This is a genomic window from Protofrankia sp. Cas3 (assembly GCF_963555955.1).
Lineage (GTDB): Bacteria > Actinomycetota > Actinomycetes > Frankiales > Frankiaceae > Protofrankia.
Window position 1 is genome coordinate 25,805 of record NZ_CAUVXP010000006.1, and the last position, 15,388, is coordinate 41,192.

Here is a 15,388-nt window from a genome sequence, read left to right on the forward strand (position 1 = left end):
AGGCTCCCTGCGCTTGCGGCCTCCGGGCGCGCGAGAATAACCACGATCGCGCACCCTTTGGCCTGCCAGGCTCCCTGCGGTCAACCCCAGATCGCGCAGATGGGCACCGCAAGGATCTTCGAGTCAAGGGGGTAGACCGCGGGACCCGTGTGCAGGACCGCGCCGGCCACGAACCGGTCGCCGAGTTCGTCGCGCAACCAGCACAGGTGCGCGGCGTCGTGACGGCTGGGAGCCGAACTGGCTTTGATCTCGATCCCGAGAACCTTGCCGGCATCCAACTCCACGAGGAGGTCCACTTCCTGGCGTCCACCCTGGGTTCGCAGGTGATAGAAGCGGTGGCGCCGCACGGAAAGAGCAGCCTCCGGACGTAGCTGCGCGAGGACGAAATTATCGATCATGCGACCGAGAAGGTCTCCATCAGACAGGACCGTCCGCGTCGAAAGACCGATAGAGCTCCCGACGAGACCGCTCTCGACGATGTAGATTTTCGGTGTTTTAACAAGTCGGGAAAGCCGGTTGGTGCTCCACGCCGGAACCCGCTCGAGGACAAAGAGGCTCGTCAACAGACTGTCGTAGGATGCCGCCGTTCTGGCGTTGACCCCGGCCGCTTCGTAAAGACTTTTTCCAGACGGCATTCCGGCCGTATTGAGCGCAATCGCCTCGAAATATCGGCGTAGTTTCTCCGGCTCGCGCGGTGCCTGCTCGAAAGTAGCCACGTCCCGAGTCAGCAGCTGTTCAAGATAACCCTCAAGCCAGGTTCGGCGGCTGTCTTCCGCATAGTCTCGAAAAACGAGGTCAGGAAAGCCGCCCCGCAGGGCAAGGTCAATATATCCGGCCAGGTCGGGGACGGAGGAAGGAAGAGCGATCTCCTCCGGATCCCCCGTCGCGATGCGGTCAAGAAAGGCCGGGCGGGTGTGGTCAACAGCGCCCAATACCTCACGTTCAGTGAATCCGTACATCGGGATGCGCACGAGACGCCCCGTACCCGGCCACATCTGCTGTTCAAGGTCACCCCGGACGCTCCCGGTGAGTACGAAACGACCAGGCCTGCTGTTGGCGTCGACCGCACGTTTCACCGCGCCGAGTACCTGCGGTACTTCCTGCCACTCGTCGATGAGCGCTGGTTCGTCCAGCTTTCGCAACGCCGCGTCGGGATCCGCGCGAAAGGCGACGGCATGTGCCGGCCGATCCAGGCTGACCATGTCCCGGCATATCTGGCGAGCGGTGGTCGTCTTTCCCGCCGCCCGCGGTCCGTTCACGAGCACGGCCGGAAAGTCCTGCACGAGTTCGCGCAACCTGCGGTCGGCGAGACGCGGACGGTAGATCCGTTGATCAACCATGCCGACCTCCGCATGCTGCTGGCGATCTGCCGGTGACACCGACCATAAGATCGTCTGATGCAATTCTCAACCACCCGCTGGTACCAACTCTACACACGTTCTAGTACCAACTCCAACCGAGGCGCGACGCGGGGCGCCTCCTGGGCCTTGATCCGCGCGATCGAAGATCCACCGGACAGGCCCTAACTGCGTGGGAATGCGTCGCCCGGGCCGTAGCGGACCCCGGTGCCGCCGTGGGCATCGCCGATCTTGCACAGGACACCACGGCGGCGCAGGTCGGCGAGCATGTCCCGAGCGCCGAACATGGTCACGTCGAACATCCGCTGCAGCGTGCGGTTGGTGACGTACCCGTACTCACGGACATGTTCGAGCACCTTCTCGTCCGTCTGCGCGGGGCCCTGGCGGTGGTAACGAACAGCGCGCCCGAGCCCGGCGAGCGCGGCGGGGCGTAGCCGGTAGGTGGGCAACGGCCGGCCCGCCGTTCGCCTGGTCGTTTCGACCAGTTCCAAGGCGACCATGCGGGCCAGCACCTCCTGGCTTTCCGGCGCCGGGCGCTGCACCACCCGAGCCAGGGTAACCGCGTCCACCGACTGGCGGGTCCGCAGGTAGGACAGGGTCAGCAGGATTTCGACGTCCCGACCCGCCTGGGCGGGCAGAGTTGAGACGTAACCGACGAAGGCGTCGTCGCCTATGCCACCACGGACCACGGCACGGACCGAGGTACCGAGATCGGTGAACGTCGGCGGCTCTTTGCCCACCCGCAACAGCTCACGAAATGCGCGATCGACTCCTTGACCGGTGCGTTCGGCAAGCCGGAGCATTGAAAAGACCTCGGTAAGCAGCCGATTACGAGGCGTCGAAGGATAGCTGAGAACATTATCCGGCGTGATCCCGGGAAGAAATCCCCCGGGGCTTGTCACAATGAGCGCCTCCGGGGAATGCTCCACATCCACCGTGCCGTGGGTCTCATACGACCGGTGGAGGAAGGCGTTGACGACCAGCTCACGCACGGCGTTCTGCGGATAGTCGACGAGTTGCAGTTGGATGCCGCCGGAGATGTTGAGCGGGCGGAACGCGGCATGCGCTTCGACCAGGCCGAGCATGCGCTCGATACCCGCAAGGACCGGCTGCTCCTCCCGAACCCGGCTGGTCGCTTCCGAGCCGCTCGACGGCCGGTACTGAAAGGAATAACCATGTCCGGGTAGCAGTTGCCGCAGCGCATCCTGCCGGCCGAGTAGCAACAGGCCGGCATAGGTCAGCTCTCCGGCGGGGGTCAGCAATCGCAGAGCGGTCAGCACCCGCAGGTCATCCTGCCCGGCAAGATCGCCCTTGTCCACGGCCACGAGATAATCGCGCAACCGTCCGAGTTCGAGGTGAGACAGCGCGTCGATACCATGGTAGCCACACGGCTGCGCGGACCAGTCGAGTTGACCTCTAGCGACGAGGAGATCCCGCACAGTCTCAGGCTAGTCGATCTGAGGCCTAACTGAGGCCTAACTGAGAAGCCGTCACGATTGGACATCAATCAGTTGTTCCTCAGTTGTCATGCGCCAGGCCCGGCTGGAGGGATAACTCGGTGCAACTCGGTACCACCAGCACGCTTCGGTACGACACGGCCAGCCCTCTCGCTTCACATAACTGTGACTGACAGTAATCTCCATCAGATGCCTCGGACTCGCGAACGCTTGAGCGCGACACGTTCCGTGCTGCTGGTCGTCTCCCTGGTGACATGGCTGATCGCCGCGCTCTCGACCACGGCGGCCGCCGCTCCCGATCCCATACCGGCACCGGCACCGGCACCGGCAGCGGCACCGGCACCGGCACTGCGGCCAGCCAGCCCGAACCTCCTCGGTGGTCCGGTGCTGGCGAGCGCCGGCGTGGTGGTCGGTTCGCGAGCCTCTTCCCCGCCCCCCGACACCACCGCCGCAAGTTGGCTCATCGCCGACGCCGACAGCGGCGCCGTCCTCGCGGCCCGAGACGCCCACGGTCCCCACCTGCCGGCGAGCACGCTCAAGATCCTAACTGCGCTCGCCGTGCTGCCGCGGCTGTCGCCTGCTCAGGAGGTGACGATCAGTACTGCGGCCGCGTCGGTTGACGGAACGCGGGTGGGTCTCGTCCCGGGCATGACCTACACGGTCGCGGAACTCGCCACAGCAATGATCGTCGCCAGCGGTAACGACGCCGCCGTAGCACTCGCCGAAGCCGCTGGCGGGGCTGACGCCACGGTCGTACTGATGAACCGGACCGCGGCCGAGCTGAACGCGCGCGACACAACCGCAGGGGATCCAAGTGGCCTGGACGCACCCGGGCAGACGACATCAGCATACGATCTTGCATTGCTGGGCCGGGCCGCGCTCGCCAATCCCATCGTCCGCAGGTTCCTGACCATCCCACGGGCGACCGTCCGCGGCCGGGACGGCAAGTCGTTCGAGATCCAGAACCACAATGACCTGCTCACCTCGTATCCGGGAACGATCGGCGTCAAGAACGGATACACCGCCGCGGCGGGCGCCACCTACATCGGCGCGGTCCGGCGCGGCGGCCACACTCTCATCCTCACGATGCTGCGGGCAGCCCCGGCATATGCCAAGGAGGCCCGGCCGCTGCTCGACTGGGGATTCGCGAACGTCGACACAATCGCTCCGGTCGGACACCTTGTCGTCAAGAGCGACGAAACGCGCGGCCTCGCGATGGCTCCGGACGGATCAACCGTGGACGGTCTGCGACCGCTGGCCACCGCCGATGCTGGTACGGGAACCGGAGGCCGGCATGACACCGGCACGCACGATTATGCTCGAAGGCAGTCACAACGGCGAGATATCGGCGACCACGGGATAGGACCAGCCACCTGGATCGCTATCGCGATCACACTGATATTCGGACTTTTCACTCTACGTAGGCGACTTTCGCGTCGGCACCTTTTCCCGAACAGCGACGCGTTCCCGAACATTGACGCACTGCCCGGTATGGCAGCCCGACCGCCCGTTCCCACAGCACACCTCCTGCGCTCGGGAAACGTCTCCACATCCCGCGTGCGGCTCGTGCCTCATCGACGAGGTGGCGGCGAGGACGGCACCCCTACACCCGGGCTGCGTGTCGGGACCGGCGGTGGCCCGTCATCAGCTGCCTCCCCGGCTGGAACGTCGGCACCGGCTGGAACGTCGGCACCGGCTGGCACAGCGGTACCCGACGGTGGTACATCGGACGAGTAGGGCGCGGTCACCGTCCACGCCGCTACCAGCAACGTCCAACGCATCATGATATTGATCCAGATCAGCAATCCGACAATCACCGCGAACGTCCCGTAGACGGGGTTTCTCGTGGTCATGCCGACCAGCGCGGTCGCGAGAACCTTGAGCACCTCCACCCCGATCGCGCCGAACAGCGCGCCCGCCAGCGCACGGCGATGGTCGGTGATCCGCGGGAGCCAGACAAACAGGCAGCGGAAGAGTGCCACGTCCAGGGCCAGCGCGACGACGACAGCGAGTATCGAGGTCAGCGCTGTCGCCGCAGTGCTGCCAGCGAGCCCGATCCAGTGCAGAAACGTCCCCGAGACCGACGTGGCAACGCTGGTCACCGCAATCGACGCGAAGCTGATGAGACCGAGCCCGGCAAGGACGCCGATGTCCTTCACTCGGCGGATCACGACGTTTCCGACCTCCACGTCCTGATGCCACATAATTCTGATCGCGTCCCGCAGCGCGTCGATCCATGCCAGCCCGGCCAGCAGCAGACCGACCAGGCCGATCAGGCCGACACCGACCTTCGCGTTGCCGATACTGGCGATGTCCAGCTTGTCCGCAAGCCCCGGTAGATAACTGTTGATCTGCTTGGTCAGCTCCTGCCGAACATCCGGATAGGCGTCAACCACGAAACCCGCGATCGAGAAGGCGAGTGCGACCAACGGGAAGAACGAGAGGAAGGCAAAGTACGTCGCGGCAGCTGAAAGTCGGTCGCCGCCGTCCTCGGTGTACCGGTGGTAGGCGCGCAGCAGATGGTCGATGAAGGGCCGCCGACGGCGCACGGCACCGGCTGCACCGGATGCCTTCCGCGCTCCGGAACGGAGCGCACTGATCGGGTTGTCCACCGGACCTAACTACCCATCAAGGACGTCCCTGTCACGGCCGATTCCACCCCGCGGCCGCCGGCCATCCGTCCGTTTTCGCTAGATTCCATACTCTACCGGGCCGCGGTCTATCCGGGCCGCGGGAGGCTCCCCAAGTCACGGAGACGGGTCCGTCGGCACCGCCGGCGAGGGCCCCCGAGGCCGTCGCCGGCGGTGCCTGCCCACACCAGAGGACCAGAAAACGCCTATCCGCCCACCTCGGCTTCGCCACCAACCGGCGGATTGAGAGGAGCTTCCGAAGCGCCCGCGAACGCAGCCTGCTGAGCCAGTTCCCAATCCTTGGGGAACTCGATCGCTACGCGCCCCAGAGTGCCGCCGTCGGTCGTCGGGAAGCAGACCCCGGACATGTACGCGGACTCGTCGCAGGCCAGGAAGAGCGCGGCGTAGGCGTTGTCGAGCAGGTTCGGGGGACGCCGCAGCTTCAGGGGCATCGGAGCGTAGTCCGGGTTCCAGGGACCGGCCACCTCTTCGTAGGACCTGCCGAGCACCTCAGCGTCCGGCGGGAGCCCGAAATTCACGGACATACCGTGGGTCGGGCAGATCGCGTTGACCCGTATGCCGTAGCCGCCGAGGTCGAACGCGGCGCCCCGGACGAGCGCGTTCACCCCGCCCTTGCTCGCGGTGTAGATCGTGAACCTCGGGTACGCCGCCAGCGACGACGCCGACGATGTGACCACGATCGTCCCACCGCCCTGTGTCTTCATCGCCCTGGCCGCGTACTTGATGGAGAAGAAGACTCCCTTGAGATTGGTATCGTGGACGTGCGTCCAGCTCTCCTCGGTGGTGTCCTCGAGCGCGACAGTGCCCTGGCCCGGCACCGTGACCCCGGCATTGGCAAACATGACGTCGAGGCGGCCGAAATGCTCGACGGCGGTGGCGACTGCAGCGGCGACCTCACTTTCCACCGTGACGTCGGTTCGGCACGCCAACGCCTGACCGCCGCGCTCACCGATCAGGCTCGCGACGTCCTTTGCCCGTTGTTCGATGATGTCGGTGACGACGACCGTGGCGCCTTCACGAGAGAACAGCAGAGCGCTCTCCCGTCCTAACCCGGACCCGGCGCCGGTGATGACGACGACCTTGTCTTCAAGCCTCACCTGTACTCCTCGTCAAAAGTGGAAGCAGTCTTTCGGATAGCGAGATCGCGCGCTCGGGACACGCCTCCGTCCCATCGCGTGCCTGCTGCTCAAGAGCCGTAGGCACGCAGCGTTCCCAATATGGCAGTAGCCGGAATCGTCGCGCCCGTAGACGTCCGACCCGTAGGCGTTGCAGCGGCCGTGTCCGAGGCACAGCGAAGGATCAACCTGCACATCGGTCATGCCCTGGCCTCGCTCTCAGCCGAAGTACCGCTCCCGCCGTGGGGATGTCGCACACATCACAGTGAACAAATGATCATCTAGTGTCAAGATATCGTTGCTATCTAATTTGATCGGTGGACGTCGGCCCCGGCGGATGGGCCGTCGTCGGTCATCATGGTTGAGTGACCCAGGACTCCCGGTCCCGACGCAGCTCGGCGACTGTCCGCTCGCTGGTCCTGGGCGCCGCTCGGGAGCTCTTCGACGAGCACGGCTACGAACACGTCACCACCCGGGAGATAGCCGCCCGTGCCGGCGTGACCCAGGCGCTGGTGTTCCGACATTTCGGTACAAAAGCCAACCTCTTCGTCGAGGCTGTCTACCGGCCGTTCTACGACTTCGTGGCCGAGTACGTGCGGCAATGGATCGAGCACGGGCACGGCGCCAGGAGCGCCGAGCAGACCACCCGGGACTTCGTCGGCGGCCTCTACCTTCTGCTCATCGATAACCACAAACTGTTGCTGGCGCTACCCGGAGGGCCGAGCGGAGGTTCACCCGAACTTCGCACCCGCGCCGGCGCCTTTCTCCAGGAGGTCTTCGACAAGCTGGAACGGGAGATCGAGGCCGAAGTGGCCGTGCTCGACGCCCCCGTGGTCGACGTGGCGCTGTCCGTTCGGTTCACCGTAGCGCTCGTCTACGGCGCCACCGTGTTGGACGACATGCTGTTTCCCGCCGGCCGACAGCACCCGACCAGAGCGCGCCTGGTCGAGGAAATGGCCGGGTTCGTGATTCGCGGCTCCGGCTCCGGCTCCGGCTCCGGCTCCGAGGGCCAACCAGCCACGCCGATCATGCCAATCGAGCCGATCATGTCAACCGAGCCGTCGACTCCCCGTCGCCGGCACCAATGACCGCGACCACGTCGTCGGACAGCTTCGGCCAGACATCAGCGGCCCAGGAACCGAATTCACGGTCGGTCAGGCCCACACACGCGCCATCCAGCGCCGGATCAACCCAGAGAAAAGTCCCACTCCGGCCGAAATGGCCGAAAGTTTCAGGTGAATTTGCGTTCCCCGTCCAGTGCGGGTGTTTCCGCCCGCGGATCTCGAAGCCGAGCCCCCAGTCGTTCGGATTCTGCACACCGAACCCGGGCAGTACCCCGGCGGCACCGGGAAAAGCCACCGATGTCGCCGCCGTGAATGTCTGCGCAGCGAGCAACCGCGGCGCCAGCAGTTCACCGGCAAAACGAAGCAGATCAGCCAGGGTCGATGACACCGCGTAGGCCGGCGAGCCCGCCAGCTCGGAGGCCATCATGCCCAGCGGCCCGAACACGGCCTCGGCGAGGTAGTCACCGAAAGCAATTCCGGATGCCTTTTCCACTGTCTCGCCGAGCACGTCGAAGCCGGTGTTCGAATACACCCGCCGTGCTCCGGGCCGGGTCACCGCCCGGGTGCCGGAAAAGCCCAGGCCCGACGTGTGGGCGAGGAGATGGGCCACGGTCGAACCTGGGGGACCGGCCGGATCGTCCAAACCGATGGCACCCTCCTCCACCGCGATCAGCGTGGCATAGGCGGCGAGAAGCTTCGACACCGACGCCAACCGGAAGGACCTGTCCACGGCACCAACCGACCCACGCACCGTGACGGCACCGCCGCCGTCACGCACCAACACGGCAACGGCCGCGTTCTCGACCGGCCAGGAATCCACCTGCATGAGGGCATCCACGTGCCGAACTTTACGAACCCGGCCGGCCGGGTGCTCCTCGGGCTGGCTGAGAGACTGGGCGGATGTGGCAACACCGACACCTCCCGATGCCATGACCACACCCGAACCCGGCGTCCCGTCGGCAGCGGCCCGTGCGGCCGGTAGCGCCAGTGCCGCCGATCCGTGCGCTCCGGTCGGGTTGTCCGAGGTCGTGGACCTCCTCATCCTCGGTGCCGGACCAGCGGGCTGCGCCGCGGCGCTACGTGCACTGCAGCTTCGTCCAGATGCCCGGGTCGTGCTGGTGGACGCCGCGGACTTCCCCCGGGACAAGGCGTGCGGCGACGGCATCGCCCCGCACGGCCTGGACGTCCTGCGCGCCCTCGGCGTGTCCGATGCCGTGGCCGGCTACCTGCCGGTGGACCGGATGCGGCTGCGGACCCCCGGCGGCGCGGAGGTGGCCACCCCGTGCCGACGGGCGAACCACGTGGTACCCCGCACGGTCTTTGACGCGCGGCTGATCTCCGCCGCCCGCGCCCGGGGCGCCGTGCTGCTACGCCGACGCGCGCGGTCCGTCGTAGCCGGCGGCAGCGTGGACGAGCCGGTGGTGGTCGTCAACGGTGACCTGCGAGCGCGGGTCGTGGTCGGCGCCGACGGTGCGAATTCGACCACCCGGCGTGCCCTGGGCATCGGGCCGAACCCGCCGGAGGCACTGGCCATCGCGGTCCGGGGGTATGCAGACGCGCCACATACCGGCGGCCCGCCCGAACAGCTCATCGAGATGACCGACGAGGGCTGGCCGGCGTATGCCTGGTCATTTCCGATCGGTGACGGCCGCGCCAACATCGGCTACGGGATGTTGCGATCGAAGCTCGCTGCGCTGCACGGCGACGCTGCGGGTCGCACGGTCCTGTACGGCACTCTGGCCCGGATGCTGCCCGACCAACCAGCGCATCCGGGGACGCTGCGCGCCCACCATCTGCCCCTGTCGACGTGGCGACCCCGTCAGCCCGATGGTCCGGTCCTGCTCGCCGGGGATGCCGCATCACTGATCAATCCGCTGACCGGCGAGGGGATCTACTACGCGCTGCTGTCCGGGTCACTGGCTGGTGAGGCCGCTGTGACCGCTGCACCGGCCCGAGCCGGCGCGGCCTATCGCAAAGCGCTTGATCGGGAACTCGGCCGGCATCTGCGGCACACCACCCTGTTGGCCGGGCTTGCCGGCCGGCGTCGAACCCTCATGGACTCAGCCGTCCGTGCAGCCCGCCACCGCACCGAACTGTACGACAACCTGGTCGAGATCGGTCTTGGGCGGGGAACCATCCCGACCGCCTCCGTAGCGCGCCTTGCTCTGCGAAAGCTGGCTCTGCCCGGATAGCGCAGCCGCCGGACCTGCCGGATCGGTTGTACCGATCCGGCAGGAATCCCGGCGGTCCCCAACGGTATTCCCAACAGGGTTCCTGACAAGACAGCCCAGCAGGATTACAGGCTTGCCACATCCGCCTGCTTGACTCGGACGGCCTCCGCGGCGGTGACGAGCGCAGCCTTCTCCGCTGCGGACAGGTCTATTTCCACGACCTTCTTCACGCCCCCGCGACCTATCTGGGCGGGCACACCCAGATAGACGCCGGAAATGCCGAACTCGCCATTCACCCAGGCGCATACCGGCATGACCGCGCCGGAGTCCTGCGCCACGGCCTTCACCATCCGGGCGGCGGCTGCGGACGGCGCATAATAGGCCGACCCGGTCTTGAGGAGCGCGACCACCTCGGCACCGCCGTTGCGGGTCCGGGTGACCAGCTCATCGATCGTGTCGGCGGGCAGCAACTCCGTGAGCGGCTTGCCGTCCACCGTGCACTGGGACGGCACCGGCACCATGGTGTCACCGTGCGAGCCCAGGGTGAGGGTCTGTACGGACTTCACCGGTACGCCCAGCTCCACCGCGACGAAATTGGTGAAGCGTGCGGTGTCGAGCATCCCGGCCTGACCGATGACCCGGCTCCGGGGGAACCCGAGAACGTTGGCGGCGAGCGCGGTCATCTCGTCCAGCGGGTTGGAAACCACCACGACGACGGCGTCAGGCGACGATTTCGCGATGTTCTCCGACACCTGCCGGACAATCTTCGCGTTGACCTCGATGAGGTCCATCCTGCTCATACCGGGCTTGCGGGGCAGGCCGGCGGTGATGACCACGACGTCCGAACCCTCGGTGTCGTCGTAGTCGTTCGTTCCAATCACCGTAGTCTCGAAACCCTCGACCGGGCGCGACTGGTTCAGGTCGAGGGCGATTCCCTGCGGTTTGCCCTCGATGATGTCCGTCAGCACGACCGTGTCGAAAATGTCGTACTCGGCGAGGCGCTGCGCGGTCGTTGAGCCATAGAAACCGGCCCCGACCACAGTCACCTTCCCAGCCATCGGCTGTCAGCTCCCCAACTTCTCGATGATGGCGCCGACGTATTCCGCCGTCCCCACCGCGGTGGTATCCGTACGGGTCGGCTTCAGATCGTATGTGACACTACGCTCTCCTGGATGCCCGAGCAGGCTGCCAGAGCAGGCTGCCAGAGCAGGCTGCCCGGCGGGCCTGGCCGGGCCGTTGCTCACGAGCCCCCGGCCGGCACCGCGAGCGTCACGACAATGATTGTTATTCCGAGCAGTGCGAGCGTGGTGACATCGAACACCCTTCCTCGCGCCACGAGTAACCCGACCCGCCGGGTCGGCAGCAACAGCCGCGCCAGTGCGCCGGCAAGCAGTGCCGCACCGAGCCCGACCAGGCCCCGCCGCCAGTGGCTCGAGGCGACGACCACGAGGGCGACACCGACGACACCGAGCACGCTGGCGAAGACCGGCTCCCGTCTCGGCCACGACCACCATCGCGGCGCGGACCGACGGTGCCGCAGGTTCATGGCAGCGCCGCTGCGACACCGCGCAGGACATCCGCGGTCATCGTCAAGGCGTCGGCCGGGGTGAACGTCCCCCTGCGCGTGAGTTCCCCACGCAGGTCCGAACCCATACCGCCCCAGACGATCAAGGTGTCGAGCGCATAGTTGCTTCCGAGCAGCTCGGGCACGTCCCTCCCCCTGGAGGCGTCCGACGATCATATGTCGAACAGGTAGGTCATCTCACCACACGACCACACGAAGCCCGCATGCGGCATGCCGGTTCGCCATCCATGCACGGCCGCGCGGGACCACATCCCGAATCGATCTTCCACAGAACGCACAACAGACCCAAGCTGTCCGCCTGACCTGGTGCGATGCACCTGGAAAGAGTTGCCGGTCAGGCCCGAAAGCGGTCTGCCCGCACCGCGTAAATCGCACGGGACGGCCGCATCGTCACGATCGCCGCACCGGATTCACAACCGTAACTACCCCCCGAGTGCAGGCGTCGTGCCCGACTAGGGCAGAATTCCGCCGCGAGTCCCCGGAGTGGGAGGGAGTGGGTCGTGGCAGACGAAACGCCACACAGCAAGAAACTGCAGGAACTGATGTTCCGGGCTTGGGAGACCTTCGGAGATGCCCGACATCTCGACAGCGATGACCGGGTGTTCGTCCAGGCTCTCGCGCGGCAGACGGCAGACAGGATCTCGGTCCTGTATGGCGCCAGCTGGCGGGAGGCGCTGGACTGGGTTGCGCAGCGTTATGTACCCAACGACGACGCACCCGGAGGCTCCATCCCGGCGTCATCAAACGGCACCACAGCAAGCGCGCGACGAGGAGCGGTGGCGGCGGTGGAGTCCACCGGCACCTCCATCTCGTGAAACGTTGGTGCCGTTCGGCCGGACACCGATGGGCCGAACGGCACCAACGACGAACACAGGCACCCCGAACCGATTACCGCGGTGTGGTCGGGCTTCGTCAGTTTCGGGCGCCGTTTCCGGTGACGGGCGGAATGCCGCCAGGATGCACAATGCTGTCAGCATGCACAATGCCGTCAGTGCGCGAAGTGGCGGACGCCGGTGAAGTAGAGCGTAATCCCCGCTTCCCGCGCAGTGGCTATCACCTGTTCGTCACGCACGGATCCACCCGGTTCGACAACCGCGCGGATGCCGGCGTCGACGAGCACCTGCAGCCCGTCCGGGAAAGGGAAGTACGCATCGCTTGCAGCCACGGCGCCCGTCACCCGCTCACCGCCGCGGGCTACCGCGAGCATCGCGGCATCCACTCGATTCACCTGTCCCATTCCCACGCCGATCGTTGCACCGCCCAGGGCTATCAGAATCGCGTTCGACTTGACTGAACGGACAGCCTTCCACGCAAATGCAAGATCATCTATGGTTGCCTCGTCGGCGGGCGCGCCCGCTTCCAGCGTCCAACCGGCAGGGTCGTCACCAGCCGCGTCCAGCACGTCACGGGACTGCACCAGCAACCCGCCGGAGATCTGACGCATCTCAACACCGTGCGGATCCGACGACAGCGGGCATTCCAGCAGGCGGATCGAGGGCTTACCGGACAGGATCTCCGCGGCGCCGTCGGCATAGCCGGGTGCCACGACGACCTCGGTGAATATCTCCGCGATCTGCTCAGCCAAGGCGACGCTGACCGGTCGGTTTGTCGCGATGACCCCGCCGAAGGCCGACACGGGATCACATGCGTGCGCCTTGCGATGAGCCTCGGCGACATCACCGCCGATCGCCAGGCCGCAGGGATTCGCGTGCTTGACAATGGCCACGCATGGCTCGTGGAAGTCGCTCGCAGCGCGCCGGGCCGCCTCGGCATCAGTATAATTATTGAACGACATCGGCTTGCCGTGCAGTTGGCGGGCACCCGCGAGCCCGGGAGCGCCGTCATCCGCCACGTACAACGCCGCCCGCTGGTGGGGGTTCTCGCCGTAGCGCAGGACCTCCTCCCGTCGCCATACCGCGGCGACCGTTTCCGGCCAGCCCGACTCGCGTGCGATCTCATCAGGCGCGAGGACACCGGCGAACCACGACGCAACCGCGACGTCATATGCGGCGGTGTGCGCGAAGGCGCGCGCGGCAAGGCGACGCCGCGCATCGAGCTCGAAGCCACCGGCCCGGATCGCGGCGATGAGCTCCGGGTAATCCGCCGGCGAGACGACAACGGCCACGGACGGATGGTTCTTCGCCGCGGCCCGAATCATCGCCGGCCCGCCGATGTCGATCTGTTCGACCGCCTCGTCCTCGGACGCGCCGCCGGCGACCGTCTCCCGGAAGGGATAGAGGTTCGACACGACGAGGTCGAAAGGCTCGATGTCGAGTTCCGCGAGCGCCTTGGCGTGCTCCACATTGCGTAGATCCGCGAGCAGGCCGGCGTGCACCCGTGGATGCAGGGTCTTCACCCGGCCGCCGAGCACCTCGGGGAAACCGGTGAGAGTGCTCACCGGCGTCACGGCCAGACCGTGGCGGGCGAGCACCTGCGCAGTGGACCCGGTGGAGATGACCTCCACACCGGCGTCGGTGAACGCGGCCACGAGTTCCGGCAGGCCGGCCTTGTCGTAGACGCTGACCAGCGCACGGTGGATGGGACGGCGGCCGGTGGCGACCAGCTCGCCGACAGCGGAGGTCTGCTGACTCTGTGCGGACGTCATGTCCCCTCCTCCGACCGGACGATCCGGCCGATCGTCTCCACGTACAGAACGCGTTCCACCGCCTGGATGCGTGCACGCAGAGTTTCTTCCGTATCGGACTCCGCCAACGCCACCGCCGCCTGCGCAAGAATCGGCCCGGTATCGACGCCCTCGTCAACCCAGTGCACCGTCACTCCGCTGACCTTCACCCCGTGCGCAAGCGCGTCGGCTACGGCGTGCGCCCCCGGAAACGCGGGCAAGAGAGACGGATGGGTGTTCACCGTCCGAAACCGCGCAATGACCTGCCTGTCCAGGATCTTCATGTAGCCGGCGAGTACCAACAGATCGGGAGCGTACACGGCGATCTTCTTCGCGGTGGCCGCGTTGAAGGCCTCCCTGTCCACGGCGTCCTCCAGGCGAACGACGAACCAGGCAACACCAGCTGCGGCCGCCCGCTCCTGCGCTCCGGTGCCGTACCGGTCGGTGCCCACAGCAACGACTTCGGCACCAAAAGATGGATCTTTACATGCGTCCAGCACGGCCTGCAGGGTGGTACCCACCCCGGAGGCGAGAACAACCAGTCGTGCGGGCACGGAACTCTCCGGTACGACGGGTAGGCGGCGGCTCGCCGGTGGACGCATGACCGTTCTGACTGTACTGACGTCGGCCGGCCTGCGCGCATCCACCAAGTGCCTGGTCACCGGACGGCTTCGGCGGCTGCGCAGCCGCCCGCGCGGGGTGCGGGAATGACCGGCGCCAGCGCATCCGGGCCCGGCTCGGCCCGGTCAACGCAGCCGCCCGCGTCGGCTTCGTGCTCAACACACGGCCCGCCCCCACGACGACTCCCGCAGTCGTGGCGATCACCGCTGACACCCATGGAAACGGCCGCACAACCCGGCTGACCCGAGAGGTCGTCGCTACCCGCGTCGCGCCGGCCGAAGTCCTCCCCGTCAAGAAGGTCACCGGGTCGGCAGAGGTACAGCTCGGCGAGCCGCGTGAGCGTCCGGGTCGACGGTGCCCGCCCACCGCGGCCAGGCCAGACCTCCCAGTAGGAAAAGGATTTTCCCGTCTTCGGCGGGCCCTCTCCGGACCACCGCACGTTCCACCGGCGGGCCGCCTCCTCCTGCGTCCAGCCGTGTGCGAACCGGAAGGCGACCCGCGCATTGAGGTGATAGCGACGCTGCCACTCCAGGGCGATGCCTCGATAGGACCAGCCGAGTGCCCGCAGGCGCCCCGACTCGGCCCGCAGCCCGGCGACACTGACAGCCATGGCGACCTCCCCGTAGTCGAACTGATGTTCGTACAATAGCGAAGAGGTCGGACATTTCCTGATGCCACAGACCCTGGTCGGGTGCACGCCGCAACCCCTTATGATGTCTGTTGTCGCGACTGGGAGGACCTGC

At 66.7% G+C, this 15,388-nt stretch carries 14 protein-coding genes and 1 pseudogene; 4 read left to right on the forward strand and 11 right to left on the reverse strand.

Annotated elements, in window-relative coordinates; genetic code table 11:
* Positions 1 to 80: 80 nt before the first annotated feature.
* A complete protein-coding gene (locus U9983_RS02350) occupies positions 81 to 1,340 on the reverse strand; it encodes an ATP-binding protein (RefSeq protein ID WP_322752443.1) in 1,260 nt (419 codons plus the stop codon).
* Positions 1,341 to 1,522: 182 nt separating this feature from the next.
* On the reverse strand, positions 1,523 to 2,797 hold the full coding sequence (locus U9983_RS02355) for an ATP-binding protein (protein ID WP_322752444.1): 1,275 nt from the start codon (positions 2,795 to 2,797) through the stop codon (positions 1,523 to 1,525).
* A gap of 207 nt (positions 2,798 to 3,004) precedes the next feature.
* On the opposite strand from U9983_RS02355, the pseudogene U9983_RS02360 reads away from it, so the two are divergent.
* A pseudogene (locus tag U9983_RS02360) lies at positions 3,005 to 3,901 on the forward strand (D-alanyl-D-alanine carboxypeptidase family protein); the annotation flags it as partial.
* Between the two features lie 485 nt (positions 3,902 to 4,386).
* Here the strand turns inward: U9983_RS02360 and U9983_RS02365 are convergent.
* Complete coding sequence (locus U9983_RS02365; protein ID WP_322752445.1) at positions 4,387 to 5,427, reverse strand: YihY/virulence factor BrkB family protein; 1,041 nt, start codon at positions 5,425 to 5,427, stop codon at positions 4,387 to 4,389.
* A gap of 224 nt (positions 5,428 to 5,651) precedes the next feature.
* Positions 5,652 to 6,563: an SDR family oxidoreductase gene (locus tag U9983_RS02370; RefSeq protein WP_322752446.1), complete on the reverse strand. Its 912-nt coding sequence runs from the start codon at positions 6,561 to 6,563 to the stop codon at positions 5,652 to 5,654.
* Positions 6,564 to 6,946: 383 nt separating this feature from the next.
* Here U9983_RS02370 and U9983_RS02375 point away from each other — a divergent pair, with 383 nt between their 5' ends.
* Positions 6,947 to 7,669 carry a helix-turn-helix domain-containing protein gene (locus tag U9983_RS02375; RefSeq protein ID WP_322752447.1) on the forward strand — a complete coding sequence of 241 codons (723 nt, stop codon included), beginning with the start codon at positions 6,947 to 6,949 and terminating at the stop codon, positions 7,667 to 7,669.
* On the opposite strand, the gene U9983_RS02380 is transcribed toward U9983_RS02375, so the two are convergent.
* On the reverse strand, positions 7,626 to 8,483 hold the full coding sequence (locus U9983_RS02380) for a serine hydrolase domain-containing protein (RefSeq protein WP_322752448.1): 858 nt from the start codon (positions 8,481 to 8,483) through the stop codon (positions 7,626 to 7,628). The two genes, U9983_RS02375 and U9983_RS02380, sit on opposite strands and share 44 nt — an antisense overlap.
* A gap of 91 nt (positions 8,484 to 8,574) precedes the next feature.
* Here U9983_RS02380 and U9983_RS02385 point away from each other — a divergent pair, with 91 nt between their 5' ends.
* Positions 8,575 to 9,837, forward strand: coding sequence for a geranylgeranyl reductase family protein (locus U9983_RS02385; protein WP_322752449.1), 1,263 nt, complete (start codon positions 8,575 to 8,577; stop codon positions 9,835 to 9,837).
* A gap of 104 nt (positions 9,838 to 9,941) precedes the next feature.
* On the opposite strand, the gene mdh is transcribed toward U9983_RS02385, so the two are convergent.
* From mdh to U9983_RS02400, 3 genes are all read right to left on the reverse strand, one after another.
* Positions 9,942 to 10,874, reverse strand: coding sequence for a malate dehydrogenase (gene mdh, locus U9983_RS02390; RefSeq protein WP_322747223.1), 933 nt, complete (start codon positions 10,872 to 10,874; stop codon positions 9,942 to 9,944).
* Between the two features lie 182 nt (positions 10,875 to 11,056).
* Positions 11,057 to 11,362 (reverse strand): DUF3017 domain-containing protein, encoded by a 306-nt coding sequence (locus tag U9983_RS02395; RefSeq protein ID WP_322747222.1) that lies wholly within the window; start codon positions 11,360 to 11,362, stop codon positions 11,057 to 11,059.
* Entirely contained in the window at positions 11,359 to 11,526 is a 168-nt protein-coding gene (locus U9983_RS02400; protein WP_322747221.1) for a hypothetical protein, read from the reverse strand. The genes U9983_RS02395 and U9983_RS02400 overlap by 4 nt, the downstream gene beginning before the upstream one ends.
* Positions 11,527 to 11,901: 375 nt before the next feature.
* On the opposite strand from U9983_RS02400, the gene U9983_RS02405 reads away from it, so the two are divergent.
* Positions 11,902 to 12,216, forward strand: a complete 315-nt coding sequence (locus tag U9983_RS02405) for a hypothetical protein (RefSeq protein WP_322747220.1) — start codon at positions 11,902 to 11,904, stop codon at positions 12,214 to 12,216.
* A 173-nt stretch (positions 12,217 to 12,389) separates the two neighbouring features.
* On the opposite strand, the gene purH is transcribed toward U9983_RS02405, so the two are convergent.
* From purH to U9983_RS02420, 3 genes are all read right to left on the reverse strand, one after another.
* A complete protein-coding gene (gene purH / locus U9983_RS02410; protein WP_322752450.1) occupies positions 12,390 to 14,006 on the reverse strand; it encodes a bifunctional phosphoribosylaminoimidazolecarboxamide formyltransferase/IMP cyclohydrolase in 1,617 nt (538 codons plus the stop codon).
* Complete coding sequence (gene purN, locus U9983_RS02415) at positions 14,003 to 14,578, reverse strand: phosphoribosylglycinamide formyltransferase (protein ID WP_322747218.1); 576 nt, start codon at positions 14,576 to 14,578, stop codon at positions 14,003 to 14,005. The genes purH and purN overlap by 4 nt, the downstream gene beginning before the upstream one ends.
* A gap of 104 nt (positions 14,579 to 14,682) precedes the next feature.
* Positions 14,683 to 15,255 (reverse strand): helix-turn-helix transcriptional regulator, encoded by a 573-nt coding sequence (locus U9983_RS02420; RefSeq protein WP_322752451.1) that lies wholly within the window; start codon positions 15,253 to 15,255, stop codon positions 14,683 to 14,685.
* Between the last annotated feature and the right edge of the window lie 133 nt (positions 15,256 to 15,388).